At 57.7% G+C, this 23507-nt stretch carries 22 protein-coding genes; 4 read left to right on the top strand and 18 right to left on the bottom strand.

Features of this window, described 5'->3' with window-relative positions; all coding sequences use genetic code 11:
• Window positions 1–10: 10 nt before the first annotated feature.
• The 4 genes from HX807_RS22335 to HX807_RS22320 all read right to left on the bottom strand — a co-directional run bounded on the left by HX807_RS22335 (window position 11) and on the right by HX807_RS22320 (window position 2663).
• Window positions 11–910: an alpha/beta hydrolase gene (locus HX807_RS22335; RefSeq protein WP_177051085.1), complete on the bottom strand. Its 900-nt coding sequence runs from the start codon at window positions 908–910 to the stop codon at window positions 11–13.
• A gap of 147 nt (window positions 911–1057) precedes the next feature.
• Window positions 1058–1498: a TspO/MBR family protein gene (locus tag HX807_RS22330; RefSeq protein ID WP_008438802.1), complete on the bottom strand. Its 441-nt coding sequence runs from the start codon at window positions 1496–1498 to the stop codon at window positions 1058–1060.
• A 124-nt stretch (window positions 1499–1622) separates the two neighbouring features.
• Window positions 1623–2015: a hypothetical protein gene (locus HX807_RS22325; protein ID WP_008438809.1), complete on the bottom strand. Its 393-nt coding sequence runs from the start codon at window positions 2013–2015 to the stop codon at window positions 1623–1625.
• 48 nt (window positions 2016–2063) lie between these two features.
• Window positions 2064–2663, bottom strand: a complete 600-nt coding sequence (locus tag HX807_RS22320; protein ID WP_008438818.1) for a hypothetical protein — start codon at window positions 2661–2663, stop codon at window positions 2064–2066.
• Window positions 2664–2777: 114 nt separating this feature from the next.
• On the opposite strand from HX807_RS22320, the gene HX807_RS31755 reads away from it, so the two are divergent.
• From HX807_RS31755 to HX807_RS22310, 4 genes are all read left to right on the top strand, one after another.
• Window positions 2778–2906: a hypothetical protein gene (locus HX807_RS31755; RefSeq protein ID WP_256346977.1), complete on the top strand. Its 129-nt coding sequence runs from the start codon at window positions 2778–2780 to the stop codon at window positions 2904–2906.
• A 324-nt stretch (window positions 2907–3230) separates the two neighbouring features.
• Complete coding sequence (locus tag HX807_RS22315; protein ID WP_008438824.1) at window positions 3231–3557, top strand: DUF6124 family protein; 327 nt, start codon at window positions 3231–3233, stop codon at window positions 3555–3557.
• Window positions 3558–3728: 171 nt separating this feature from the next.
• On the top strand, window positions 3729–3965 hold the full coding sequence (locus tag HX807_RS31750) for a hypothetical protein (protein WP_083853257.1): 237 nt from the start codon (window positions 3729–3731) through the stop codon (window positions 3963–3965).
• Window positions 3966–4046: 81 nt separating this feature from the next.
• Window positions 4047–4484, top strand: a complete 438-nt coding sequence (locus tag HX807_RS22310) for a hypothetical protein (RefSeq protein ID WP_157222886.1) — start codon at window positions 4047–4049, stop codon at window positions 4482–4484.
• Window positions 4485–4848: 364 nt separating this feature from the next.
• Here the strand turns inward: HX807_RS22310 and HX807_RS22305 are convergent, their stop codons facing one another.
• From HX807_RS22305 to HX807_RS22240, 14 genes are all read right to left on the bottom strand, one after another.
• On the bottom strand, window positions 4849–5082 hold the full coding sequence (locus HX807_RS22305; protein ID WP_008438825.1) for a hypothetical protein: 234 nt from the start codon (window positions 5080–5082) through the stop codon (window positions 4849–4851).
• A 223-nt stretch (window positions 5083–5305) separates the two neighbouring features.
• On the bottom strand, window positions 5306–5713 hold the full coding sequence (locus tag HX807_RS22300; RefSeq protein WP_102605769.1) for a chemotaxis protein CheY: 408 nt from the start codon (window positions 5711–5713) through the stop codon (window positions 5306–5308).
• The gene (locus HX807_RS22295) at window positions 5710–6918 is read right to left on the bottom strand and encodes an EAL domain-containing protein (protein ID WP_177051070.1); all 1209 of its coding nucleotides are present in this window, start codon (window positions 6916–6918) and stop codon (window positions 5710–5712) included. Before HX807_RS22295 ends, HX807_RS22300 begins: the two co-directional genes overlap by 4 nt.
• Window positions 6919–7081: 163 nt before the next feature.
• The gene (locus HX807_RS22290; RefSeq protein ID WP_177051068.1) at window positions 7082–8122 is read right to left on the bottom strand and encodes a fimbrial protein; all 1041 of its coding nucleotides are present in this window, start codon (window positions 8120–8122) and stop codon (window positions 7082–7084) included.
• 43 nt (window positions 8123–8165) lie between these two features.
• Window positions 8166–10679, bottom strand: a complete 2514-nt coding sequence (locus HX807_RS22285; RefSeq protein ID WP_177051067.1) for a fimbria/pilus outer membrane usher protein — start codon at window positions 10677–10679, stop codon at window positions 8166–8168.
• A gap of 77 nt (window positions 10680–10756) precedes the next feature.
• Window positions 10757–11491, bottom strand: a complete 735-nt coding sequence (locus tag HX807_RS22280) for a molecular chaperone (protein ID WP_177051065.1) — start codon at window positions 11489–11491, stop codon at window positions 10757–10759.
• A 66-nt stretch (window positions 11492–11557) separates the two neighbouring features.
• The gene (locus HX807_RS22275) at window positions 11558–12106 is read right to left on the bottom strand and encodes a fimbrial protein (protein WP_102605773.1); all 549 of its coding nucleotides are present in this window, start codon (window positions 12104–12106) and stop codon (window positions 11558–11560) included.
• A gap of 234 nt (window positions 12107–12340) precedes the next feature.
• Entirely contained in the window at window positions 12341–13441 is a 1101-nt protein-coding gene (locus tag HX807_RS22270) for a fimbrial protein (protein WP_177051063.1), read from the bottom strand.
• On the bottom strand, window positions 13441–16038 hold the full coding sequence (locus tag HX807_RS22265; protein WP_256346978.1) for a fimbria/pilus outer membrane usher protein: 2598 nt from the start codon (window positions 16036–16038) through the stop codon (window positions 13441–13443). The genes HX807_RS22270 and HX807_RS22265 overlap by 1 nt, the downstream gene beginning before the upstream one ends.
• A gap of 34 nt (window positions 16039–16072) precedes the next feature.
• Window positions 16073–16813, bottom strand: a complete 741-nt coding sequence (locus HX807_RS22260; RefSeq protein WP_177028872.1) for a fimbria/pilus periplasmic chaperone — start codon at window positions 16811–16813, stop codon at window positions 16073–16075.
• A 61-nt stretch (window positions 16814–16874) separates the two neighbouring features.
• On the bottom strand, window positions 16875–17420 hold the full coding sequence (locus HX807_RS22255) for a fimbrial protein (RefSeq protein ID WP_102605776.1): 546 nt from the start codon (window positions 17418–17420) through the stop codon (window positions 16875–16877).
• A 193-nt stretch (window positions 17421–17613) separates the two neighbouring features.
• On the bottom strand, window positions 17614–21252 hold the full coding sequence (locus HX807_RS22250; RefSeq protein ID WP_177051061.1) for a transporter substrate-binding domain-containing protein: 3639 nt from the start codon (window positions 21250–21252) through the stop codon (window positions 17614–17616).
• On the bottom strand, window positions 21253–21879 hold the full coding sequence (locus HX807_RS22245; RefSeq protein WP_102605778.1) for a response regulator transcription factor: 627 nt from the start codon (window positions 21877–21879) through the stop codon (window positions 21253–21255). It lies immediately after the preceding gene.
• 142 nt (window positions 21880–22021) lie between these two features.
• Window positions 22022–23224 carry an EAL domain-containing protein gene (locus HX807_RS22240; protein WP_256346981.1) on the bottom strand — a complete coding sequence of 401 codons (1203 nt, stop codon included), beginning with the start codon at window positions 23222–23224 and terminating at the stop codon, window positions 22022–22024.
• Between the last annotated feature and the right edge of the window lie 283 nt (window positions 23225–23507).

Genomic DNA, 23507 nt, shown 5'->3' with positions numbered 1-23507 from the left:
AAATCCAATATCAACCAACCGAGCGTAAACGACCCGTTATCCACTCGCGACTGTAAGCCAGCACGCGGCCCGACATCGCCGTCGGAAAATGAATAAACCCATGAGCCGCCTGCGGTAACAAAAACACCTCGGACCCCGCCCATCGCTCGGCCATCTGCAGCGTGTCGTCCAGCAACGGGTCCAGCTCCCCCACAAACATCAGCGCTGGCGGCAGCCCGGCAAGGTCGCCATACAACGGTGACAACGGCGGCTGCCGACGCTGCTCGTCACTCAGGCCCGGCGTCAGCAAACGCAGCGCCTCCACCATGCCCGGCCCGTCCAGCAACAGCGTTTCCCGCCCCGCCGTGCGTACGCTCGGTGTACCGGTCAAATCGTAGACGCCGTAATACAGCACCGCCCCGCTCACCCGCGCCAGCAATTCGGGCGATTGCTTCAGCGCCAGCAGCGTGGCCGCCGCCAGATGCCCACCGGCAGACTCGCCGACAACGATCACCGGCAGGCCGGCGAACTCCTCACAGTCCCCGAGCAACCAGCGCGCCGTGGCCAGGCAGTCTTCCAGAATCCCTTCGACCGGTGTATTCACCGCCAGCCGGTAATCCACCGACACCACCCCCACCTCGCACGCATTCACCATGGCCACGTTGAGGTCGTCATTCATCTGCGCATTGCCGATCACCCAGCCGCCGCCATGGATATCCAGCACCACGCCTTTGGCCTTGCCCTTCGGCCGGATGATGCGCACCGGCACCGAGCCCACCCGCCGGCTTTCAGCCTGCAGGCCATGCTTGAGCAACTTGTTGCCGGCCACCATCTGACTGGAGCGCAACAGCGCCTGGATCACCCGGGGCGTCACGCGGTTGCGGATGCGAAAGCGCGGCATCCAGGCGAGCTTCTGGTTAAAGCGCTGCATTTGCGCCAGTTCATGTTCTTCAGCAGGCCACAGCGTGTGAGTTTCCAATTCGATATTCCCTCTATCTCTAAAAGAGATGTTCACCTTGGCCAGTGTGCGTGGGCATCATGGCAATGATGTTTCCGCCCTCTGCCCACGCCGCCAGGCTCAGCGGTTATTGCGCAGGATGGAGAAATTCAACGCAGCCGCAACGCTGAGCCACACCAGGTACGGGAACAGGATCAGCCCGGTGATCAAATCCAGCCGCACCGTCAGCAGCACCATGGCGGCCACTACCAGCCACAGCAGCGTGATGATCACCATCCCGGCGAAAATCCGGTGGGCACCGAAGAACACGGGCGTCCACAGGGTGTTGAGGGCGATCTGTGCGGCCCATAGAGCCAGCACGATTTCGCTGCTGGGAATCAGGGTCAAGCGATAGCCAGCCCAAGCCAGCAGCAGGTAGATGATGGTCCAGGCGACCGGGAACAGCCAGTTGGGAGGGGTGAAGCTGGGTTTGACCAGGGTGGCGTACCAGTCGCCCGGTTTGAAGATAATGCCGGTGCTCGCAGCAGCACCGCAGGCCAGAAGAAAAATAAACAACGTCACCATGATCGGTCCTTAGCTGAGAGCAGCTGCCTGGAGATGAAAGCCTTGACGGCGGTTTCAGGGTTGGACGCCCCGCGCAGCAAAAAGTGTATTTTTCTTTGCTCCGTGCCCCGCCACAGATGCCCTAGCTGAACGCGATGTAAACAGGCTGCTGCTCCACCGCCGACTGCTCACAAGCACGCACCAGATCCCGTACACAATAAAGTCGCCAGCCCTTGCCCGCGCCCCACTTGGCAGCCACATCATCAAACGACGCCGCTTCATCCCGCGCGGCCCGCTCCCAATCATCGTGGCCGATATCGGCGATCAAGCGTGTTTGGTAGTCCTTCAAAAAGGGAAGCAAGCCCTGCGCATGATCAACCTCCAGCAGCACAACGTCAGCCGAGTCCAGTTGCTGCCTGGCCGCCTCGACCCAGTCCCGCGCCTGCAACGGCAGCGCGTCCAGCACCGCCTCAAAGGCCGACCCCGACTTGTCGCTGCCCTGAAACGAACCACACCCAATCTCGCCACCCGCCATGTCGCTCTCCTTGATAGTGATTCATACGCGCTGGGTTACTGCCGGCGACTACTTTTCCGGACAGGGATTGAACACTTCCGTCGCCGCCACCGCAGACACATACGGAATTTTCGTGCCTGGAATGATCCCGACGGAGTAGGCATTTTTGCCGGTGTCACGCACATAGGTCTTGTCGGTGGTCAGATCGCCCGGCTGGTTCTCACCGAGCAGGTAATCCAGAAACTGGATTTTCACCGGCGTGTTGAACTGCCCCTCGGCCGTCAGCGGAATGATCTGAGCAGCCCCCGCCCGAGTGAACGCGAAAAACGCCGCGGCGGCTTCACGGCTGCGGAAGGTTTTCACGCACAGCACATCGCGGGTACGCAGTGTGATAAAGCGCTGATAACGGCCACCGGAATAGGTGCTCAGAATCAAGCCATCGTCCACCAGAACGCCCAGCCCCTGAGTGGCACGGCACTGGCCATCGCCGCCATTCTCCGAGCCGTAGGGCAAGTAGCACCAGTTGGTCTGGCTCAGGGCCCGCACCGAACCGGGGGCAATCTGTAGGTCGTGCTCGATTTGCTGCCGGGCTTCGGGTGTTTGATACGGAATGCTGCAGCCGCTGAGGATCAGGGCCAGTAACACGTACAACAGGCGATAAGAGCGCATAGGTTTTCCATAACGGGCACGGCAGGTCGTTGCGCGCGTTGCCAGGGGGTCATTCCTTTGAAAGCTGCGCAGGTTTTGTCACATTCTACGACAAGTACCTTTCGGCGAAACTTTATGGAAATACAGATTTCGGAAACGTCCGACTGGCAATTGTTCGCGGCCACCGCCGAAGTGTTGGAGCACGGTTTGAAAGGTGAATGGACCGTAAAGGCCGATGGGCTGGTGGTTGCATTTGCGGGATAAAGGAGACTTTGCGTAGGCCGTAGCACCTTGCTCCTTTGCCTACGCTTGCGTCAGAATCCGCCGGCTTGTGCACCTGGTTGGTCATCTCTAAGGTTGCTCGGTCGCTGAAAACTCAGTGATCGGGTTTAGTAGCCCTAGGGTCAATTACACATAGTGCATGAGCTGCATCTATCAGACGTTCCTGTCTGTGCTTGATGGTGGCTGTGCGTAGGGCGCCTTCGGGTGCGCCGGCTTTGTGTAATTCCCCGGTCTACTAACCTGCGTACAGCTGCCACCCTCTTGTGTAGTAGCGAAAGGGTGTCGGCCCCATTCAGGAATTGCACCATGTTCAAAGTAACGCCGAATCCTCCGAAGAAACCGGATCTAAAACTCCACCAGGCTGCCCAGCGCGCCATTGATCACTACCTCAATCCCGGCACCGAGACAGTCCCAGAGACAACCGCCCTCTTCAGCGTCACCTCCGGCGTCAGCAGCGAAATCCTGATCGCCAACAGCTACGAAACCGTTTCCTCCGTCAGCGCCCTGCTGCTCGACCTGTCCGACGAACTGACCGGCAAAGACCGCGACGTGGCATTGGCCATTCACCAACTGAGCGAATTGAGCGTACTGCTGATCGGCAAACTGATGGATCGCGAAACACCTCGGGCATAGAGCCCAACGCAGTCCAGCGGGACTAGCCCTTCAACTCACCCAACCGATTACTCGCCGCGTCGTCGTATGTCATATACAGCGACGCGGCGAGAGGCGCACGGTGCATTCAGCCATTGCTGAACCCCGCCTGGTTCGTTGTAATGGGCCTAGTCGAAACCCAACAGGTGATTCATGGACGCTGATCCGCTATGCCTAGTATTTGTACCAGCCCTCGTAGCCGTTCTCACCGCCGCTGAAGACAGAAAGGGTTCACCTCTTACCGAGGCTGAGGTCTGCAATATTCGAGACCAGGCGGTTTGTATTACCCTGCCATTCAGCGTGGCGCTTGATATGGAAAGGGAACGCGGCTATCCGGATATAGTTGCGGAGAACTGCTGGAGTGAATGGCAAAGCCGCAAATGTCATTGATTGATGTGGTCAGAATCACTTCACGTCTTTTCTAAAAGACTGTATGTGATGGTTGCCTAACTCAATTTTAGCGAGCGTGCTATGCCTGAATTAAAATGTTTCTTTCTTGATCATGACGTTGATATTGATCCAGATCCTCAGGCATATGCTGAGTTCTTCTTGAACTATCAATCTTCAAAGTGGCAGAAAGGGTCCGGTGATGGAGTATTTAGCTATATTAGTGACGAAGGTGACAAGTCCGAGCTATCAGTGCTAGAGAATAAAGAGTTAGGTATTTCAGTTAGATACAACATCCGAATATCCGGAGAACGAACAGGCGCTGAGTTTTATTCAGTGGGTACACTGAATAAAATTAATGTCGTTAAGAATTGTGGTGATGATCAGTTCGTACCTGAAGGCTCATTTTTAAAGCCCGATGTAGCATGGTTAGCGGTGGAAGATTTTTTAAAGAATCCGAGAGTTAAATCAGCTCGGATAACATGGTTGAATTCTGATGATATTTCCTGGCCCGACAGGTAATGAAATGACTTGATATGCCTGGATAACCCGGCACCACGCTGAACAGAAAGGGGCTTTATTTTTTCGATTAAAAAACCAGACTTCTTTTCCTTCTTGATCACGGCCTGAATCCCGCTACCGTCCCAGAGACGACCGCCCTTTTCAGCGCACTCTCCGGCGTCAGCAGCGAAATTCTGATAGCCAACAAACACAAAACCGTTTGCTCAGTCGGTGCCCTGCTGCTCGAGCTGTCCGACGAACTGACCGGACAGACCGCGATGCGGCACTGACCATCCACCAACTGAACGAATTGAGCGAATTGCTGATCGCAAACTGATGGACCGCGAAACACCTCGAAGCTAAAGCCGAACGCGGTCCAGCGGGACTAGCCCTTCAACTCACTCAACCGATTACTCGCCGCGTCGTCGTATGCCACATACAGCGACTCGGCGATTTGGCTTTTGATAGCCTTGGCGCTTTCCAGACCCAATACAAAACCTTCAGCCTTCCCGCCTGCGCGGTTGAGGTCTTCTTTGGTGTCAGCACCGGTGATGGCGTCGAGGAGCTTGATGGCGTGAGGGCCTACGCCTTTTGGGAGGCTGATTTGGTCGATGCTCATTGGGATGCCTCGGATGAGGTGCGGGATGGGGTGATGCGGGGTGAAGAGGTCATGGGCGATACCTTGAGATTGAGGTCGGTAGCGCGTGGAACCACTGCCGGGGGGGCCATGGTAGACCGGTATGGGAATTAAAGGGCTGGTTTCGGCCAAAAGCTGCCTGTCGGTTGCCCACGCTTTGACCGATGGGGTAGATGAAATTTTGAGTATCGCTAGAGTCTCATCGTCATTGCCTAACTGTGCCATCCAGGGGCGACGGATCGACTGTATGCAATAAGCGTCTGATCGGTACACCCTCGGGCAATTGCACGGAGCTGAAGATAATCCGGCCCTTGACCTCGGTGCTCAGCTTCGCCAGTCGCCGCTCCGGCACGTCGTAGATAAAGGCTTGCCGGATCAAGGGATGGTCCATACAAAACGCCAACAGATTGAATCGAAAGCTTGTCGCCAAGCTAGCATTTATCATTACCAAGTCGAAAACGCTGTCGCCGTACTCCAGTAGATTTAGCATTTCTTCCAAGCTCGATACAGGTGCTATGGCGTAGTAGCCCTGGTAGTTGAAGTCTCGCTCCAGACGCAAACGTTGAAAGTGTTGCGGATCGGCAATCATGATACGCAAGGCTTTATTGGTCATGGGAGGCTCCTAGCGACCTGCGCCGTTCGCTGTAGCCAACGTAGCAGGTCGGCGCCGTCCATTGGCCGGGCGTGCCAGTAACCCTGACCCTGGGTGCAGCCAAGCTCCAAAAGCTCTCGATGTTGCTCGGCGGTTTCAATGCCCTCGACTACCACGGACATGCCCAGGGTGCTCCCCAAGGCTAGGGTGCTCCCGATCACAGCTCGGCAACGGGGCTCATCATTGAGGCCACGGACGAACTCAGCGTCGAGCTTGATTTCGTTAAACGGTAACTGACACAGGCGCTGCAACGAGGAAAAGCCTGCACCGAAATCATCGATCGACAAGCGACACCCCATCATGCGCAGCCGTATCAGGTTTTCCAGGCACATCGCCGGTACTTCGAGTAATCCGCTCTCGGTCAATTCGAAGGTTAAGCTTGAGCCCGGAGTCTGGTTTGACGCCAATATCCGCTTGATCTGCGACGTCAGCTCAACACTGGCAAGTTGGCTCGCTTGAAGGTTGAACGCAAGGTCCAGAGCCGCGCCCTGGCTCCTGATCTGCCACTGCAAGCTCAGCGCCTGACGCATCAGGCTGAACAGCAGTTCATCGATCAAGCCACAACGCTCAACCGTCGACAAAAACACAGCGGGCGCGAGCAGGCCCTTGGTGGGGTGATTCCAGCGCGCTAGGACTTCCACCCCCAATACCTCGCCGGTCCGCAAATCGAATTTGGGTTGATAATAGGGCTCCAGTTGCTGATCGATAAAAGCATGTCGTACCTGCTCTTCGCTCGCCTCCTCTACACGCGCCGGGATGGACTGCACGGACCGCCGCCCGCTCAGATACGCCTCTAGAAACTGACGCAAAATATCTGCGTGCAAAGGCTTGGCAACATCACCGAGCATATTCAGCCCCAACAGTGAGCCCATCTGCCTCACTGCGCGACGCACATCACTTGGCATGCAACTGCTGATCAAGACGGCGCACAGTTGCCCGGCGGTACCAGCACGCTGAATGAACTCAAGGCCATCCATGCCTTCCATTTGCAGGTCGCACAACACTACATCTACAGAGCCAACAGCTTGCAATAGGGTCAATGCTTCCACACCATTGCCGGCCTCCAGTACCTCGGCGCAGCCCAATTGTTTCAGCAAGCTGACCGCTACGGAGCGCTGGAACAGGTGGTCTTCAAGCACCAGGACACGAAGTGGCAGGCTAGGCATTTTGATTCACTCGGCTTCAAAGGAATACGCCCATTTTCGAGGATTGACCTCTAGGATTAGCGTGGAAAATGGCCGAGCTTTTGTAGGAATTTTCCCAAAGGATCTTCTGCTCCAGACACAAAAAACCGCGCAGAACACAGTCCGGCGCGGTTGACCTGATGAACTACTTGTAGGTAATCGTGAAATTCGCGGTAGCGTTGGCTACGCCTGGTTCAGGGCCAATGGTGCTGCCGGCGGTCTGAATATATCGAGCCCCGAACTGCAGGGTGGTAACACCGTCGCGTACTGGCATTACCGGTGTATCCACACCCAATGGCAACGGCGTGCCATCTTGCTTGAGCACTTGTACGGCAACCCCCTTGGCGGTCGATTCTGCGTTGAGACCCATCACGCCATTCCCTGCGTCAACAATTGCCGAACCGCGGACGCCTTCAAGGCGGATATTGGCGTTATTGCCCTGGAAGTAGTTCCAGGCCTGGCCCGAGACGTAAGTGCCGGCCAGGCAGTTATTCAAGGTGATGGAGAAGTTCTGGGTAGTGGTGGTGGTGCCAGGACCGTTGAATACTCTGCGCTCCCAGGTGCCCATGGGCACGTCAACGATGTTGCCGGTCTCCTGGGGCAGGCTACAGCCGGCTACGGTGATGCTGCCATTCAAGACGCCGGTGGCCCAGCGCTCGGGACCGCTGCCATTGTTGATGTCAAAGGAGTAGATCTCCAGTCCGTTGAAGTCATGACTACCCGCACCAATTGGACCGGTCTTGACCAGGAAGATGCTGATGCCCGCGACCGCCCAAGACCCTCCGGGACCACAGCTTTCAATGCTGATGGGAAAGGTGCTATCGCCGACGCGGCACCAGTAACCGACCCCACCATCGTAATTGACTATGGCGCCTACCCCCGGAATATTGGTGCTGTACACCGACTCACCCAGGCCCTTGCCAACGGCCACCGGTACACTGCCGACCTTCGCGCTCAAGACATTTCCCTGCGCGGTAAAGAGTGTGGAGGTCGTGCAGGTTACGCCTTTGTTGACTGAATACTTCCGGATACCAATGGTCGAGCCAACCGGCGCATCCTGGGGAATATACAAAGCCCCAACGTTGTAGGTCAGCGTCGAAGGGTTTATGTCGCATTCCGCCCAAGCCAACTGGCCCACACACATCTGTAAAACACCCAACACGATCAAAGCCAAATACTTGTTCATCACAACCTCACAAAGATGCTGTCATTGATAGAGAACGGGGGGCTCAAGGCGCAACCCGGCACAGCGCTTCCATCACGCGATAACCATCGGTGATCGGCGCCTGACTGATATCCAGTTGAATCTCGCAGCGTTGCGAGGCTTTCTCGCCCCACTTCATGCTGTAGGTTTTGCCCTCGCCTGCCGACAGCAACACCTGTCCACCCTGTCCTACCACGCCCACGCTGGTGCCCTTGTCGTCCTCGACAGTGGTGCCAAACGGCAGTAGTGAACCGTCTTGCATGCGGACGTTGAGCACGACTTTTTCCGAACGGCTCGCGGCGAATTTGGCTTTCACCACGGCGCCACGACGCGGCACAACATTGGTCACGCCTTCGGCGATGTCGACGTTGGTGTCCAGCTCGCTGGTGTCCACGGTCACGCGGTTCTTGCGGTACGGCGTGACATACGGCACCAAGGCGTAGCCCTGCTTGTTGGTGAGGATGCCCGGAGCGTTCTGCACGCCAACATTCGGGGTATCCTTGACTTCCACCAGGGCCACGGTTTCGCCCAGGGTCTGGCCGAACTCAATGCCTTCGCTGTGGGCCAGTACCGAACCCGAGGCGCTGATCGAAGCTTGCTTGTAACCTTGGCCAACACTCACGCCGGCGCCCAACTGTGCAAACGGTGCGCGGTAGCCGATCAGGGCCGAGCCATTGTTACCGGTGTTTTCCACGCGGTTGGCGTCGACGTTGTACGTCATCTCGCCATTGCGTCCGCTGATGCCGGCACGCTGATCAAGGCTGCCATCGTTGTTGCGGGTGACGCTGAACGTACCGGTGCTGCGGGTCTGGCCGAGAGGCATCGATACGGTGAACACCACCTGATTGCTCTGGCCATAGTTGTCGGTCAGGGTCTTGCTGGCGTAGACGCCGTAGGTCACACCCTTGACCTGAGTGTTGAAGCCCAGTTGCATCTGTTTGTCTACACGGGACGAGCCCCAATAGTTCTGCTGGCTCACGTTTAGGTACAGCGAGCCGTAGCTGTCCAGTGCCTGGTTGACGCTTGCCTCGACCTTGCTGCGCTTGGAGATGTTGGCGTAGTCGTTGGGCTGTTGCAGGCTTACCGCTTCGGAGAAGTCACGGTAGCCTTCAGTGGAGTAGCGATAGCCGGCGAACCGCACCGATGTGCCGGTCTCAAAAGCCTTGCCGTAACGCACGCTGACGCTCTGGCCTTTCTCGCTGCCCGCCTTGGCCGACCGCGCGTTGGGAATGTCGGTCTGAGCCTGAGTCACGTCCACAGATACCGCGCCGAGGCTGCCCAGGCTCTTGCCGACACCCACCACACCGGCACGATAAAAATCTGCGCCGAGGGCGCCTCCGTAAAGAGTCAGATCGAATGGCAAACCGTAGGCCAGCGACGCCTGGACAAACGCGGGGTGTTCACCGCCCTGTGCGGCATTGTATTGACCAGCGGTGAAGCTGTAGCGCCAGGTTTTTTCCCGAAGCATGTTGGCCAGAGTCGCATAAGGCTGGGTGAAGCGACGCTCACGGCCATCGGCTTCGGTGATGATCACTTCCAGGTCGCCACTGCCGGAGGCCGAGTTCAAATCGTCGATCTCAAAGGCACCGGGCGCCACGTAGGTGGTATACAGCGAATAGCCGTTCTGACGCACTTCCACCTTGGCCTGGGTTTCGGCAATACCGCGAATGATCGGCGCATAACCCTGCATCGAGTCGGGCAACATGCCCATGTCCGAAGCCACTTGCATACCGCGAAACGGCACGCTGTCGAACACATCGCCAGGCGTGAAGCTTTCACCGACGGTCAGGGTGCCCTTGATGGCAGTCAGGTCGCGCTGGGCGTAGGTGTTGCTGCGCTGCCAGTCGCGGCCGCCTTGGTCATCCTGGCGGAACGAGGAGCTGGAGCGAAAACGCCAGTCGCCATAGTTAAAACCGCCGGTGGCATACAGGTTGTACTGGTGGCCGCTCCCCCGGGCATCGCTGCTGGTTTGCGCAGCCGAGAACTGATAATTGAGCATTGCCGCATTGATCCCCCGGTCCCATTCCTGCGGGTCCACGTAGCCAGCGGCATCGCGGCGCAAGGCGATCTGGGGCACACTGATATCCAAGACCAAGCGGCTCGCATCGAAACTTACCGAGGCTCCTTCAATCAGGCTTTCCAGGTTGACGCATTCCGGCAGGATTTCACCCGGGGTGACGAAGCCATCAAGCTTGATCCCAAGTTCCTTGAGGAAGTCTTCAGACAGGCAAGCCTTCACGTCACCACTATCGGCGTCCTTGGCAAAGGTCATGTCGCGGCGGCCAAAGAAGCTCTGGTTCAGGCGCACCGCCACCGGGTAAGTGCCGGGGCCGATGCTGCCACTGTTGGCGATCGCGTCCAGGTCGAGGTTAGGGCCGGCACTGGTGCCGCCAAACGACTGCATGAAGCTGGAATCAAACTTCGCAGGCTCCCCCGCTTGCGCCAGGCTGCCGACAAACGCGGCCAGGACAGCAACGCACAGCGGCAAAAGTGCAAAGGGCACGTTTGAATGGCTGATACTCGGGATATGGATTCGCATGGCAATACTCAATACGAGCCCGTCGCACCACACAGGCGGCACGCGGTTTCGTTCGCAGGTAAAAGGGATGGAGCGTGTTAGCGGGGGCTGCCCAGCGGGGCTTTTTGTGGGTCGGTGTAGCCGCCGTAATCGTTGATGGCGCTGAACTCGACCTCTCCGCTGGTGCCGGTAAAACCTCGTAGCGAATAACGCTGGCTGCTCATTGGCGCGACCATCGTCGGCTCGTTGACCTCGACCGAGCGGCCACTGGCGTTGACCTTCACGCCGATAAACGACACATGGAACGCCGACGGGTTATTGACCACCAGCACCGGCTTGCCCTGCGTCTGCACCAGGCTCCACTGCAACTTCGGCAGCGCGTCCAGTACCGAACCCTTGAGGCCGGCAGGGCGATAAAACAGCTTAATCCTGGTGCGCATAGCGATCTTCAGGGTGTTCTCGTCGCCGGCACTCGCCACCGGGATTTCCTGGGCGTTGAAATAAAATACCGACTCGCGATCCGCCGGCAGGTTGCCCGGCACCTTCTGGATGCGCACTACTTGCTCTTTACGTGGGTCGAGGCGAAACAGCGGCGGGGTTGCCACAAACGGCGTCGGGGTGCTGTTGTCATCTGCCTCGGTGTTAACCCAGGTTTGCACGGCATACGGCTGGGAGGTGGTGTTGCTCACCGTGATGGCGGCGTCACGCTTGCTGCCATCAAACACTACCCGTGTACCGCCGAGCATGATGCCGGCCTGGCTGACGCTGCTGAGCAAGCTCGCACCAACCAGCAGTGCCGCCAGGGACAGAGTTTTGAAGGGAAAGGCTTTCATGTCGATCATCCTCTTGCCGTTGGGATGGCAGCCGGAGCGCGTTGCTCCGGCTGTGCATCGAGGGGCTTACTGGTAGTCGATGGTGAACGCTGCCTTGGCGTTGGCCGGACCCGCAGTGGAAGCACCGGTAGCGATGTAGTTGGCGGTGAAACGCAGTGGCTGGGTCAGGTCGGCGTAGGGCGAGGAATCCAGGCCCAGTTGCACGTCCTTGCCTTGGGCGTCCTTGATCTGTACCGCGACGTTGGTAGCTGCGCCGGCGTCCGGGGCTATGCCAACCCATTGGCCACTGGCACCAGCGTTGCCGCTCAGGGACAGGAACTTGACCACGGCTTTCTTGCCGGCAACGGTGCAGCCAGGGGCCGACGTGTCGATGGTCAGGCTAAAGGCGCCGCCGCCTGCGATGTCGCCTATTTTTGCCAGGGAGGTGGCAGGTACGTTACCCAGGCTCACATCACCGGCACCGGCCGAACCGTTCAGGTCGCTGACCACTACCGGGCAGGTGTTATCGGTGACGCTACCGATGAAATTGATTTCGCCATCGGCGGCCATCGCGGCTTGGGAACCTGCGGCGAGGACTACAGCGGCAACCAGACTTTTCAGAGCAAACTTGTTCATAGCGGTATCCAGATAATAAGTGGTAGGGAGTCGGCCCGCTGGGGCCTTGACCTCATGTTGGTAGCGCTGCCGGTGGCAGGTTTTTCGCTTCAACGGGTTCATTATCGGAATTGGAGGAGTGACAAAATGTAGGAAGCAGCTATTCGATTTGTAGGAAATTTCCCAGTGATTTTTCCAGCGTTCAGCGGCGTTTCCAGGTGCAGGAAACGCGGCTGAACGCGACGTCGTGAAGGGCTAGTAGTAATTGATGGTGAAGGTCGCGGTGGCATTCGCCGGGCCGGCGGTGATGCTGTCTGCGGTCTGGATGTAGCGGGCTTTGAGCGGAATGCTGTAGCTGGCGCCTTCTTGAGCAAGAGGGGTGATACCGCTGGCATGCAACGTAGCTAATGACAACGGAGAACCACCGCTATCAGCAACTTGCAGGCCGACTCCTGTGGCTGCGGGCGAGTTGCCTTGAGCACTGGGGTTAAGGCTTAAGATGCCTAGGGATGGGTTGATCGCGGCCAGAGTCGGATCAATACGTACTTGCAGAGTGTTGTTCTTACGTGAGCCAAGATTGCTGCTGGAGCCATCGTCCGCCCAACGCGGCCCGGTATCCTGATAATAGCCATTGAACGCAGGACAGTTGTTCAGTGCGATATTGAAATCCTTCCACTGAGTGAAGGTGTTCTTGCCGGAAAACTCGTTGGTCAGATGCGTGCCCATTGGTACGTTTACGTCCGGGGTTAAACAGGTACGCGAGACGATGTTGATGCTTCCGGAATAGTTGACCCTCATAACCTCAAGACTGTTGCTGGAGATCCAGGTCTGCGAAACCGTCGGCAGCGAGGCTCCCTGGATAGTGCCTGCTGTGACCTCACCGATTTTTATGAACGAAAGATCAAATGACAGCGTGTTTGAAATGGTCCACACACACTCAACTTCATTGTTGCCACAATTACCAATGCTGGTTGAGGTTGGCATAGCATTGCCGGCGTACCAGACGACGACGCCAATGCCCTTGACCCCGGACTCGTAAACCTTGCCCCCGTAAGGAACACCCACCCAACTGGACAAAGGCATAGGTGTGACAGACGGCCAACGCCTGGTCTCGATGTTGTAAATACCAGGCGAGCAGCCGAACCTGACGGGTGAAACTTGCGTGAACGTTTGTCGATAGATCTCCGCACCTAACGGTACATCCCTGCCGACAGTAAGATTGCCGCCCAAAAGCGGTTGAGTGCGAATCATCGGGGCCGTATCGCTGTAAAAGTTGCAATCCGCCATAGCCATCCCTGTCACCAACGACAGCCCTATCACGGTCACACCGGCTTTCAGCCCCCTTATCCACTTCATTATCTGCTCTCCCGTGCGTTGCTCACTGAGGCAACGCGACTATCCAATTGATCGACCGCACACACCGCATCCACTTGGCGCAATGTCTTGCCGTCACTTTTCCCCGCAGGCAATGGCAACGAGCATTGCTGCCCCGCTTGCGTGCCCCAACTGATCAACAACCGCCGGGCATCTTCCTTCACCCGGGCATAGAGCTGACCGCCCTGGCCGACCACGCCCACCGATACGCCTCGGTCATCCACAACACTGGCGCCAAACGGTAGCGGGCTGCCATCAGCCAGGGTCACGTTAAGCAGCAGGGCCTGACCATTACTGGTGCCGTACTTGAGCGCCACCACGGCACCGGCCCGCGGCGCGACTTGCTGGCTGGTTTCAGTCAGTTCAACGTCCAGGGACGTGCCCAGCGGATCGATGGCTACCTCGTTCAATTCATAAGGACGCAGGTACGGCACCACGGCATTGCCGCGACCGTCGAGGCGCAAGCCAGGGAAGCCCACCACCTTGGCACCCTCAGCGCCCTTCGCACTGACCACCGCCATGGTTTCACCGCGATAAGGGGTAAAGGTCACTCCGCTGGGGTGTGCCACGACACTGCCGCTGGCATTCAGGGACAGGCTGTTATAGCCATCACCCTGGCTGACGGTGGCGCCGACAATGGCTTTAGGGCCGGTATACTGGCCGTTGACCGAGGTATTGTTGGTGTGGCTGGCGCCTTCATGGCTGCCGGTCAGGCTGTAGTTGTACTGGCGGTCTTCACCGGCCGTGCCGCTTAAGGTCGTTTGTTCGCTGTAGCTGCCGTGGGTATCACGCAGTACACGACCCGACAATTGCGGCGAGTTGACCGAACCGCCGAACTCCAGTGGCATGCTGACGGTGAGCAGCAGGCTGTTGTCCATCTCGCCCAGGCCAATGCGGCTGCGGTTGGCACTGATGCCATAGCTGACCTGCCGTACCTGTTTGTTGTAGCTGAACTGGTACTGCACGTCCCGTCCCGGCTGGTTCCAATAGTTCTGGGTAAAACCACTGAACGCCACCTGGCCCCAGGGCCCCAGACTCTGGTTGGCCGTCAGGGTCAATCGGCTACGCGGGCGCCCGTAAAGGCTGGTGTCCAGGCCGTTGCGCTCGGCATCCAGCAACTGCATCGCGTTGCTGAAATCCAGGTAGTTCTCGGTGGAAAACCGCGTCGCCGCCACGGCAAAGTTACTGCCGGTACTGAGGATGTTTTTGCTGTAACTCATGCGCACACTCTGCCCGCTGGCCTTGCCGCTCTTGAGGTCGGTCTGGGCCTGGGTCAAGTCGATTCCCATGGCACCGATCGGCGTACTGAACGCCAGGCCGCCAAGCAGCGCGCGGTAATCATCACTGCCCTGAACACCGCCATATCCGGTGAAGATATTGCTCAGACCCAGTTGGTAGGTACCTTGCACCAGCTTGGCCTGGCGCTCGATGTAGTTATTGCGGGTTTCACCAGCAGTAACGTTGAAACGCGAAGTGCCGGGGCGAAGTAACTGCGCGGTGGACGCGTAAGGCACTATGAAGCGTTGCTCGCTGCCGTCAGCCTCATAGACGGTTACTTCCAGGTCGCCGCCGTAGCCGGTGGAATACAAGTCGTCGATGACAAAGGCCCCCGGCGACACTGTCGTCTCATACAGCAGGTTACCGGCCTGGCGCACCGTCACCCGTGAGGCAGTGCGGGCGATCCCGCGAATCACCGGGGCATAACCGCGCTGGGATTCGGGCAACATGCGGTCGTCGGTGCCCAGTTGCACACCGCGATAGGCCAGGGTGTCGAAAATCTCGCCACTGGTGTTGGCTTCGCCGACGGTCAACTGGCTCTTGAGCGAGGTAACGTCACGCTGGGCGTAGGTATTGAGGGTTTGGTAGTTCTGCCCCGTATCCTTCTGCCAGTTCAACGAACCGTTATGACGCAGGCGCCAGTCCCCCAGGTTCAAACCGGCGTTCAGGCCCAGGTAGGCTGAGTCGTAATTGCCGGTGTTGGTGGTGTTGTGGTTGGCGTTGAAGGTGTAGCTCAAGGTCCCGGCGGTGACGCCACGGTCCCACAGTTCAGGGCTGACATACCCACGTGCATCCCGGCGCAGGGCAATTTGCGGGATGCTGATATCCAGTTGCTGGCTGGAAGGCGAAAAGCTTACCGTAGCACCCTCGATCAATTGGCTCAGGTCCAGACAGCTTGCGCCGCTCTCCAGCTCGGCCGTGGCCTGGGTCGACAGCTTGTGCAGGTCCACGCCAATGAGCTCCAGCAAGCCACGGCTGAAGCACACCACCGGATGGCTACCGTCTTCGGCGGCATTGATGCGAATGTCCTGGCGACTGACCAGCTTGCCATTGACCGCAACATCGGCCCGGTAATCACCTGGCAGCACGGGGTTGCCCTTTTCGTATTGAGTCAGGTCCAGGCTGCGAGAGTCCTCAGGCAAAAAGGCATCGTTGAACTGCACGTCTTCAGCCCAGACCAACGGAGCCAGGCATATACCCGGCATTACGGCCAAAGTCTTGAGAATCAGCACCGTCAGCGGATTTAGGGCAAAGCGGCGGCTCACCTGCGGGCAGTGGCCCAGGCGTGGGATAGTCGTCATAAGTCACTCGTGCGCTAGAACATTCGCGGGTGTATCAGGGCTTGAGCGCCTGCTTGATCGGCATCAGCGCGCCGTAGTCATTGATCGCGTTGAACTCCACCTGGGCAGCGGCACCTGGCAGCGACTTGAGGCCCGGCAAGGCAAACACCTGGTTCTCGCCGGGGTTGATCATGCCGTTGTCGCTCTCGAAGCGCTGGTTGCCGACGGCAAGGGTCAACTCCACCAGAGAGACGTGAAACGCCGTCGGGTTGAATGCTTGCAGCGCATAACCCTGGCCCTGGGGGATAACCTTCCATTGCACCTGCGATGGCGCCTCGGCAGCTGTGCCCGGCAGGCCGTCGGGTCGATAGAAAATCTTGATCCGCGAACGAAAGGCCATTTGCAGCACATTCAGGTCCACCGGGCCCTCGGCCTTGGGCGGGATTTCCAGCACGTTGAGCCAGAACACTGACTCCTTGCCCGTTGGCAGTGCCGCCCCCGTAAACATCAGGCGCAAGCTCTGGCCCTTACTCGGGTCGATCCTCGAGACCGGCGGCGACAGCACAAACGGTGCCTTGGAACTGGTAGGACTGGACTGCACGTCCCCGGTATCCACCCAGGCCTGCACCAGCGCGGGGTGCAAGCCGTTGTTGTTCAATTTGACGGTGATTTCTTTCTGGCCCGCCGGGTAAATCAAGCGGGTACCGGTGATCACCACACCGGCCATGGCCTGGGAACAGACCAGCGTGGCCAGCACTAACCACGCGCTGCGACGAAGATTTTTCAGACAGGACATAAAACACCTCATCAGCCCGACATCGGCGCGCCGGGTCGCGGCGCGCTGACGTGAACGCGGCTTACTGGTAGTCGACGTTGTACGTCACGGAGCTGACCACAGTGCCTGGGGTGGTGGCGCCGGTAGCGAAGTACTGCACGGCGTAAGGCATGTTGGCTGCGCCATTACCGTCGATGGTGTTGCGGGTGGTCTTGGTGCGCTGGTTGGTGTTACCGGCCTGGATCACCGCGCCGCCTTGGGCGTCAACCAATTGCAACTGCACGTTGGTGGCGGTGCCAGTCATGTTGTTCAGGTTGCCGCTGATTGGGTCGACTGTAGCGCCGGAGTTGAAGAAAGCGGCCGCGGTGGCGGCGGTGCCAACACAGTTGCTCAGTTGAATGTTGAAACCGGTACGGCCTTCAGCCTGGCCGGCAGCAGTCAGCAGGCCGGTAGAGATGGTTGGCAGGGTCACGGTGGCAACGGCAGGGGTGACCACGCCGTCTACCGCGATGGTGCAGGTCTGGTTAACCAATTCACCGTTGAAATTGATGGTGCCGTCGGCAGCGTTGGCGAACTGAGCGCCAGAAGCGCAAACCAGTGCAGCAAGCGTGAGGGCTTTAGTTTTCATGGTGCAACTCCAATGGGAAAGTTTTAAACACGGTCGCCAAGCGCTGATGAGTTGCCAGGTGCTGAATGCGCGCTGGAATAAACAAAGCATCTGCTGTGTGCGACGGGTTTATCTTCCTTTCATGGAGTTTTGAGTCATGTAGTACCAATCCCTCGGGCGTGTAGGAAGTTTCCGAAGGCGCGTCAGTCAGCTGTCAAGCCAGATACTCCTCCAATCGCTGATCCAATTGCTCCATAGCCTGCTGCAAGTTATCCACCGCTTCGGTCAGCAATGCCGAGTTCAGCCCCTTGCAGGCGGTCTCCAGTTCTTCACAGGTATGGATTAGCCGTCGGGCCTTGATGATTCTCGCCCCACCCTTGACCCGATGGGCAAGGTCTCCCAGACCGGGGAGATCATGTTGGGTAAACAGTTGCATCAACCGCGACATATCTTGCTGATTGCTGGTTGCGAGGTCTTGGAGCAGACTCTTGATCGAAGCTGCGTCGCCACGGCTGAGTTGTTCGAGGCTAGTCAGGTCAATATCGTCGAGGGTTTCGCGACGCTCTTCCTCGGTGGGCACAGGCACAGTGTCAGGGGCCAGGGGAGCGAGCCGCGCACTGAGGTCCTGGAGGCTGATGGGTTTAAATAGGCAATCGTCCATCCCTGCCTCGATGCAGCGGTCTTTCTCTTCTGGCTGGGCATTGGCAGTCAGGCCGAGAATCAGCCCCGGTTGTAAGCCCCTGGCGAGTTCCTCGTCCCGAATCGCCCGCGCTAGTTTGTAGCCATTCATCAGCGGCATGTTGCAGTCAGTGATCACCACGTCGAAATGTTGACCTCGCCAAGCACGTAGCCCGTGGGCGCCGTCTTCTGCGTCGGTAACCCGGTGACCGAGATAGTTGAGTTGCTGCGCCAACAAAAGGCGGTTCGCCGGGTAATCGTCGATTACCAAGATATTCAAGACCTGTGGTGTAACGGGCTGAGTTACATCAGCAGCGGCCGGCTCCTCCAACGTCATTAAGGTTGGCAAGCTGACCCGCACTTCCACTTGAGTGCCCTGTCCCAGCACACTGCTGAGCACCAAGGTGCCGCCCATCATTTCGCTCAGTGTGCGGCTGATCATCAAGCCCAACCCCGAACCGCCCCGGGCTGATTGTGCGTTGTTGCTCGCCTGGGCAAACGGACTGAACAGGCGCTGCTGATCTTCATTGGAAATACCTATCCCAGTGTCCTCGACCCGCAGGCACACCGCCAGGCGCTCGTCATTACTGTTTGGCTCGGCAACGACCCGCAGGTGCACCTGCCCTTCGCTGGTGAACTTGATAGCATTGCTCAACAGGTTGGACGCGATTTGCTTGAAGCGCAGCGGATCAACCAGCACATCACGGTTTACGGTGGAGTCGAGGTCGAGGATCAGGCGCAATTGCTTCTGTCGCGCCAGCCCCTCGAAAATCCGTACCACCGACTCCAGTAACTCACGCAGGTTGGCGCGTTCCGGAGCCAGCGAAAGCCGACCGGATTCGATACGAGCAATGTCGAGGATGTCGCCGATCAGATCCAGCAAACCCCGGGCGGCTCCGGATGCGACCTCGATAGAAAACCGGTCCATAAAGCCTTGATCGGCCTTTTTTAGGGCCAGTTCCAGCATGCCGATGATGGCGTTCATCGGTGTGCGAATTTCATGGCTCATGGTTGCCAGGAACGTGGTCTTGGCACGGCTGGCATCATCGGCGCCTTCCTTGGCCTCACGCAACGCTTCAAGCAAATGCTGGCGCTCGCTGATGTCGATCCAGCCACCGATCATGCCAGTGACGACGCCATCGCTGTCACGATACGGTAGCATCCAGTGGTAAATGGTCAGTACATTGCCGGTCCGCATGGTCAGGGAGCGGTCCTGCACTCTCGACACTCCCTCCTCCATGACCTGCAAGTAGTCTTCGTGGTAAGCCGCTGCCTCGCTGGCATTCTTCAGCACACCTTCCACCACGGTTTTACCGAGCACTTCTTCGCGCTCCACGCCAAACACAGAGAGGTAGCCGCTGTTGCAAATCATCAGGCGGGCCTGGCGGTCACGCACGTAGATCGGATGTGGCGTGCCATCGATCAATACCCGCATGAACTCCATCTGGTCATTTAGGGCCAGCTGCGCTTGTTTGCGCTGGCGCATCAGCATCCTCAGGTAGGCGATCCAGCCTAGAGCTACCACCAACAAAACGACCGCTATAGCGAAGCCCTCCAGGATTACCGTGCGATTACGCAGCCAATAACTCTCATCTACAGCAATTTCGCTGCGCCAGCGGTTAGTCACCTCGTCCATTTCTTCCGGAGGGATACTGAGCAGGGCTTTTTCGAGGATCGAATACAGTTCCAGAGAGCCACGAGGAGTGGCGAACGCGGTGAGCGCTGATTGAGTGCCGACGGTGCTGGTTACGCGCAATTGGTCACGGTACTGGCGAGAGATCATGTAGTGCGCAGTGATCAACGAGTTGACCGCGGCATCTGCTTGACCATTGGCCACCAGGGCCATCGCCTGCTGGGCATTGCTCGCGTCTACCAGGATGATGTTGGGGTACTGCTCGATCAACAGGTCACGCACCGGGTTGCCATGAATCAAGGCCAGGCGCTTGCCGGCCATCTCGTCCAGTGTCGCCGGGCTGCCGGATGCATTACGGCTGACCAGAACGTAGGGAGTGTTTAAGTAGGGCCGGGTAAAACGCAGCAACCCTTCGCGTGCGGCACTGGGCGTTAGGGAGATCAACAGGTCAGCCTTGTCAGTCCTGACCTGCTCGAGCATTTGCGCCACCGAGTGAGTGCGCTGAATATCGAACTTCAAACCTGTACGCAGGGCGACCTTGGCCAGCACATCCGCGCTAATACCACGGAACTCACCCTCCTGATTGAAGAACGAAACTGGCAGGTAGGTCTCATCGATCGCCACACGCAGCCGTGGATGAGCATTCATCCAGCGCTGCTCATTGGCGCTGAAATTCAACACCGTGCGTCCTGGCATGCTGGCGCCGCCGGCGCTCCAGCGGCGCAGGATGGTCATGCGTTCAACGGAGGGAATCGTCGCCAGGGCGCTGTTGATAATGCGCAAGAGGCGCTCATTACTACGGTCCAGGGCAAACGAAAAGTTACTGACTTCCATGCGGGAAAAGTCAGCGAGCTGCACGTTGTTCAGGTAGTTCTTATTGATCAGGTAGTGCGCGCTGATGGAGTCGCCCAGGTACACATCGGCACTACCAAACGCCACGGCGCCGATCGCGCTTAGGGTCGAGGGATAGAGCTGCAAGGTGGCCTTGGGGTAAAACGCCTTGACGGCCTCGGGAGGCAGGTAGTGATACAGCATGGCGATTTTCTTGCCTGCCAGGTCCGGCGTCAGGGCCTGGCTGTTGGCAACCTGGGTGACCAGAGTTGGTTGGTCCTCGGCGTACGACGTCGACATCAACAGGTCGGCGTCGGCTTCCTCATAGCCATTGGAGGTGCCCAAGAAGTCCACGCTGCCATTCTTCAGGGCCTGGATCACCTCGGCACGGGACGCAAACCGGCGCACCTCGATGGGGGTGCGCAACAGCTCGCTCAACAGTTGCGCATAGTCCGCAGTTAGGCCCTCATAGTCATGGCCGTCACTGGTGATACCAAAGGGCGCATAGTCGGGCGCGGAGGCACCAAGCACCAGCACGCCCTTGCTCCTCAGCCAACTCCAGTCCTGTTCCGATAGGGAGGCACCGTAACCCTCCACATGTGAGCGGCCCAGTACTTGATAGGTTTCTACCGGCCCATCAGCCAGAACCGTGCCGTTAAAGGTGCCGACCAGCACGATTGCCATCAACCATCTACGCAAGGATGTTCTCATTCAGACCAGTTTATTGCGTTTGGCAAAGTCGGCGAGGTACACCACCGATTTCACGTTGAGCTTTTCGATCAAGCGAGTTTTGTAAGTGCTAACCGTCTTGTTGCTGAGCAACATCGTGTCAGCAATTTCCTTATTGCTCAGTCCTTGAGACAGCTGTTGCAGGATCATCAGCTCTCGGTCAGACAGTTTCTGGATCAATTCTAGGTCAGTGGTCTCGGCATCACTTCGCCGCACCGAACTACTGGCTAAATTGGGAAAAAAGGTATAACCGCCCATTACCGCCTTGATCGCCTTGACCAGTTCGCTGAGGTCGTTGAGCTTGGAGATATACCCCGCGGCCCCGGCTTTCATACAGCGCATGGAATAGAACAGCGGTGACTGGGAGGTCAACACTACAATCTTACACTTGAGACCCAAGGCACATATCCGCGCGATGACCTCCAGCCCGTCCAGCTTGGGCATAGCAATGTCCAGCACAATTAAGTCTGGTTCATGTTCCCGCGCCAGTTGCAACGCGTCCGCGCCGTTATCGGCCTCGCCCACTACCTCAAAGCCCTCTCCCGTCAGTAGCATTTTGACCGAGGAGCGAATAAAAGGATGATCGTCCACAACTAAGGCTTTATGCATAGGAGCTCCTGTGTGACACACCAGATTCAGCCGCTGACTAAAAATATATGGCGTAAAAGCCATGGCGAAACTGACCTGTCTACGCGTCGTTTAAAATACACGAACGCTATTCAATTGTAGGAAATTTATAAAACTTACAGCACTAATTGATGGAAGCCTCCAAGCCTGCTTCATGGGCCTCGATCCAAGGCAAAAGCCGGTAGCCCTCCATCGGCCGAGCCAGATAAAACCCCTGGCCAAACTTACAACCCATTTTCGTGACTGTGTCGCGAATGCGCTGACTACTGACCCCTTCAATCACTAGGCTCATATCCAGAGACTGAGCCAATGCTAGCGTGCTAGCAATCATCGCTTGGCTGCGAGGCTCGCGTATATTTCGGACAATCTCGCCATCAAGCTTGAGCTGATTGAACGGCAGCTGGCATAGCAACCTGAGGGACGAAAAACCCATACCAAAATCATCGACGGAGAGGCCGCAGCCCGACATCCGGAGACGCAGCAAGTTGTCCTGAATTCGTGGCGAAATATCCAGCAAACCGTTTTCCGCCAATTCGAACATCAAGGTATTACCTGGAAAGTCATGTTGTCCCAGAGCCCACTGAATATGCTCGACCAACTGATCGCTGATGAGCTGGGAAGCATGCAGGTTGAACGAGAGCTCCAGTTGCACCTCTTGCCGACGTAATACCCCTAAAAGATTCAGGCCCTGCTCCAGAAGTTGCTTGAACATCTGGTCGATCAAGTCATAGGCCATGACAGCTGCGAGAAAGTCCGCCGGCAGTAGCAGGCCCTTGGCGGGGTGCTCCCAGCGAGCTAAGGCTTCAACTCCAGCCAACTCGCCGGTATCCAACTCAAATTTGGGTTGGAACCAGGCACGAAACTCACCGAGTGCTAATCCGCGATGGATCTCCTCTTCACTGGGCAGAGGCAGGACCGATGGTTGGAGGGCAGGAGGGGCACGTCGATGGGCATAACGATGAAGCATCTTGCTAAGCGCACTGATTTGCACCGGTGGTTTCATGACCCCCAGCAGTTGTAAACCTGAGAGCGAATCCATCTGCTCCAAGGAGCGGCGAAGCTCCGGCCTTAGTTCGCTACACAATGCCACAGCACGCACCATGCCCGACCGGGCAGCGCTCCGCAGGAAGCCTAGGCAATCCAAGCTGCGGTCCGCCAGATCGCATAGCACGATGTCGACACCACCTGACTTCTGAATCTGCTCCAGGGCCTGTTCGCCATTACTCGCTTGAACCACATCGCGCACGCCTAAGTGATCAAGCATTTTGATCAAGACGCTGCGCTGGAATCGTTGGTTCTCCAGAACCAGGACGCGGGGGTGGGCCATGCTTATCAACCACTTTCAGGTACGAAGAATCTGATAGTGGACGTGAGCAGGCTGAGTAAAGGAAGGAAATGGCCTTATGTTGTGTAGGAAATTTCCCAAGCAGCAAGGCTCCCGTTAACTTCGTGGATCCTGATGTAGCTAGGGTGGGCGGCGATACGATTGAGGTTGGGGCGAGAGTGAATGTTTTTGACCGAAATCGGCCAATTCAAAAACGCAATGAGAGATCAATAACTGCTTTCATCAGAGATTTTCAGATCTGAGTCTCGCTAAGCCTTGCTTGATG

The sequence above is a fragment of the Pseudomonas sp. D8002 genome (genome assembly GCF_013385695.1).
Classification (GTDB): domain Bacteria; phylum Pseudomonadota; class Gammaproteobacteria; order Pseudomonadales; family Pseudomonadaceae; genus Aquipseudomonas.
This window is presented reverse-complemented; position numbering and strand designations above follow the sequence as displayed.

What these genes read in the sequence shown, in the direction of transcription:
- HX807_RS22255 (WP_102605776.1), bottom strand. Translation starts at nt 17,420, where the DNA reads ATGAAAACTAAAGCCCTCACGCTTGCTGCACTGGTTTGCGCTTCTGGC.
- HX807_RS22245 (WP_102605778.1), bottom strand. Translation starts at nt 21,879, where the DNA reads ATGCATAAAGCCTTAGTTGTGGACGATCATCCTTTTATTCGCTCCTCG.
- HX807_RS22275 (WP_102605773.1), bottom strand. Translation starts at nt 12,106, where the DNA reads ATGAACAAGTTTGCTCTGAAAAGTCTGGTTGCCGCTGTAGTCCTCGCC.
- HX807_RS31750 (WP_083853257.1), top strand. Translation starts at nt 3,729, where the DNA reads ATGGACGCTGATCCGCTATGCCTAGTATTTGTACCAGCCCTCGTAGCC.
- HX807_RS22290 (WP_177051068.1), bottom strand. Translation starts at nt 8,122, where the DNA reads ATGAACAAGTATTTGGCTTTGATCGTGTTGGGTGTTTTACAGATGTGT.
- HX807_RS22305 (WP_008438825.1), bottom strand. Translation starts at nt 5,082, where the DNA reads ATGAGCATCGACCAAATCAGCCTCCCAAAAGGCGTAGGCCCTCACGCC.
- HX807_RS22260 (WP_177028872.1), bottom strand. Translation starts at nt 16,813, where the DNA reads ATGTCCTGTCTGAAAAATCTTCGTCGCAGCGCGTGGTTAGTGCTGGCC.
- HX807_RS22335 (WP_177051085.1), bottom strand. Translation starts at nt 910, where the DNA reads ATGCAGCGCTTTAACCAGAAGCTCGCCTGGATGCCGCGCTTTCGCATC.
- HX807_RS22295 (WP_177051070.1), bottom strand. Translation starts at nt 6,918, where the DNA reads ATGCCTAGCCTGCCACTTCGTGTCCTGGTGCTTGAAGACCACCTGTTC.
- HX807_RS22315 (WP_008438824.1), top strand. Translation starts at nt 3,231, where the DNA reads ATGTTCAAAGTAACGCCGAATCCTCCGAAGAAACCGGATCTAAAACTC.
- HX807_RS22310 (WP_157222886.1), top strand. Translation starts at nt 4,047, where the DNA reads ATGCCTGAATTAAAATGTTTCTTTCTTGATCATGACGTTGATATTGAT.
- HX807_RS22300 (WP_102605769.1), bottom strand. Translation starts at nt 5,713, where the DNA reads ATGACCAATAAAGCCTTGCGTATCATGATTGCCGATCCGCAACACTTT.
- HX807_RS22265 (WP_256346978.1), bottom strand. Translation starts at nt 16,038, where the DNA reads ATGACGACTATCCCACGCCTGGGCCACTGCCCGCAGGTGAGCCGCCGC.
- HX807_RS22250 (WP_177051061.1), bottom strand. Translation starts at nt 21,252, where the DNA reads ATGAGAACATCCTTGCGTAGATGGTTGATGGCAATCGTGCTGGTCGGC.
- HX807_RS22280 (WP_177051065.1), bottom strand. Translation starts at nt 11,491, where the DNA reads ATGAAAGCCTTTCCCTTCAAAACTCTGTCCCTGGCGGCACTGCTGGTT.
- HX807_RS22320 (WP_008438818.1), bottom strand. Translation starts at nt 2,663, where the DNA reads ATGCGCTCTTATCGCCTGTTGTACGTGTTACTGGCCCTGATCCTCAGC.
- HX807_RS22270 (WP_177051063.1), bottom strand. Translation starts at nt 13,441, where the DNA reads ATGAAGTGGATAAGGGGGCTGAAAGCCGGTGTGACCGTGATAGGGCTG.
- HX807_RS31755 (WP_256346977.1), top strand. Translation starts at nt 2,778, where the DNA reads ATGGAAATACAGATTTCGGAAACGTCCGACTGGCAATTGTTCGCGGCC.
- HX807_RS22240 (WP_256346981.1), bottom strand. Translation starts at nt 23,224, where the DNA reads ATGGCCCACCCCCGCGTCCTGGTTCTGGAGAACCAACGATTCCAGCGC.
- HX807_RS22285 (WP_177051067.1), bottom strand. Translation starts at nt 10,679, where the DNA reads ATGCGAATCCATATCCCGAGTATCAGCCATTCAAACGTGCCCTTTGCA.
- HX807_RS22325 (WP_008438809.1), bottom strand. Translation starts at nt 2,015, where the DNA reads ATGGCGGGTGGCGAGATTGGGTGTGGTTCGTTTCAGGGCAGCGACAAG.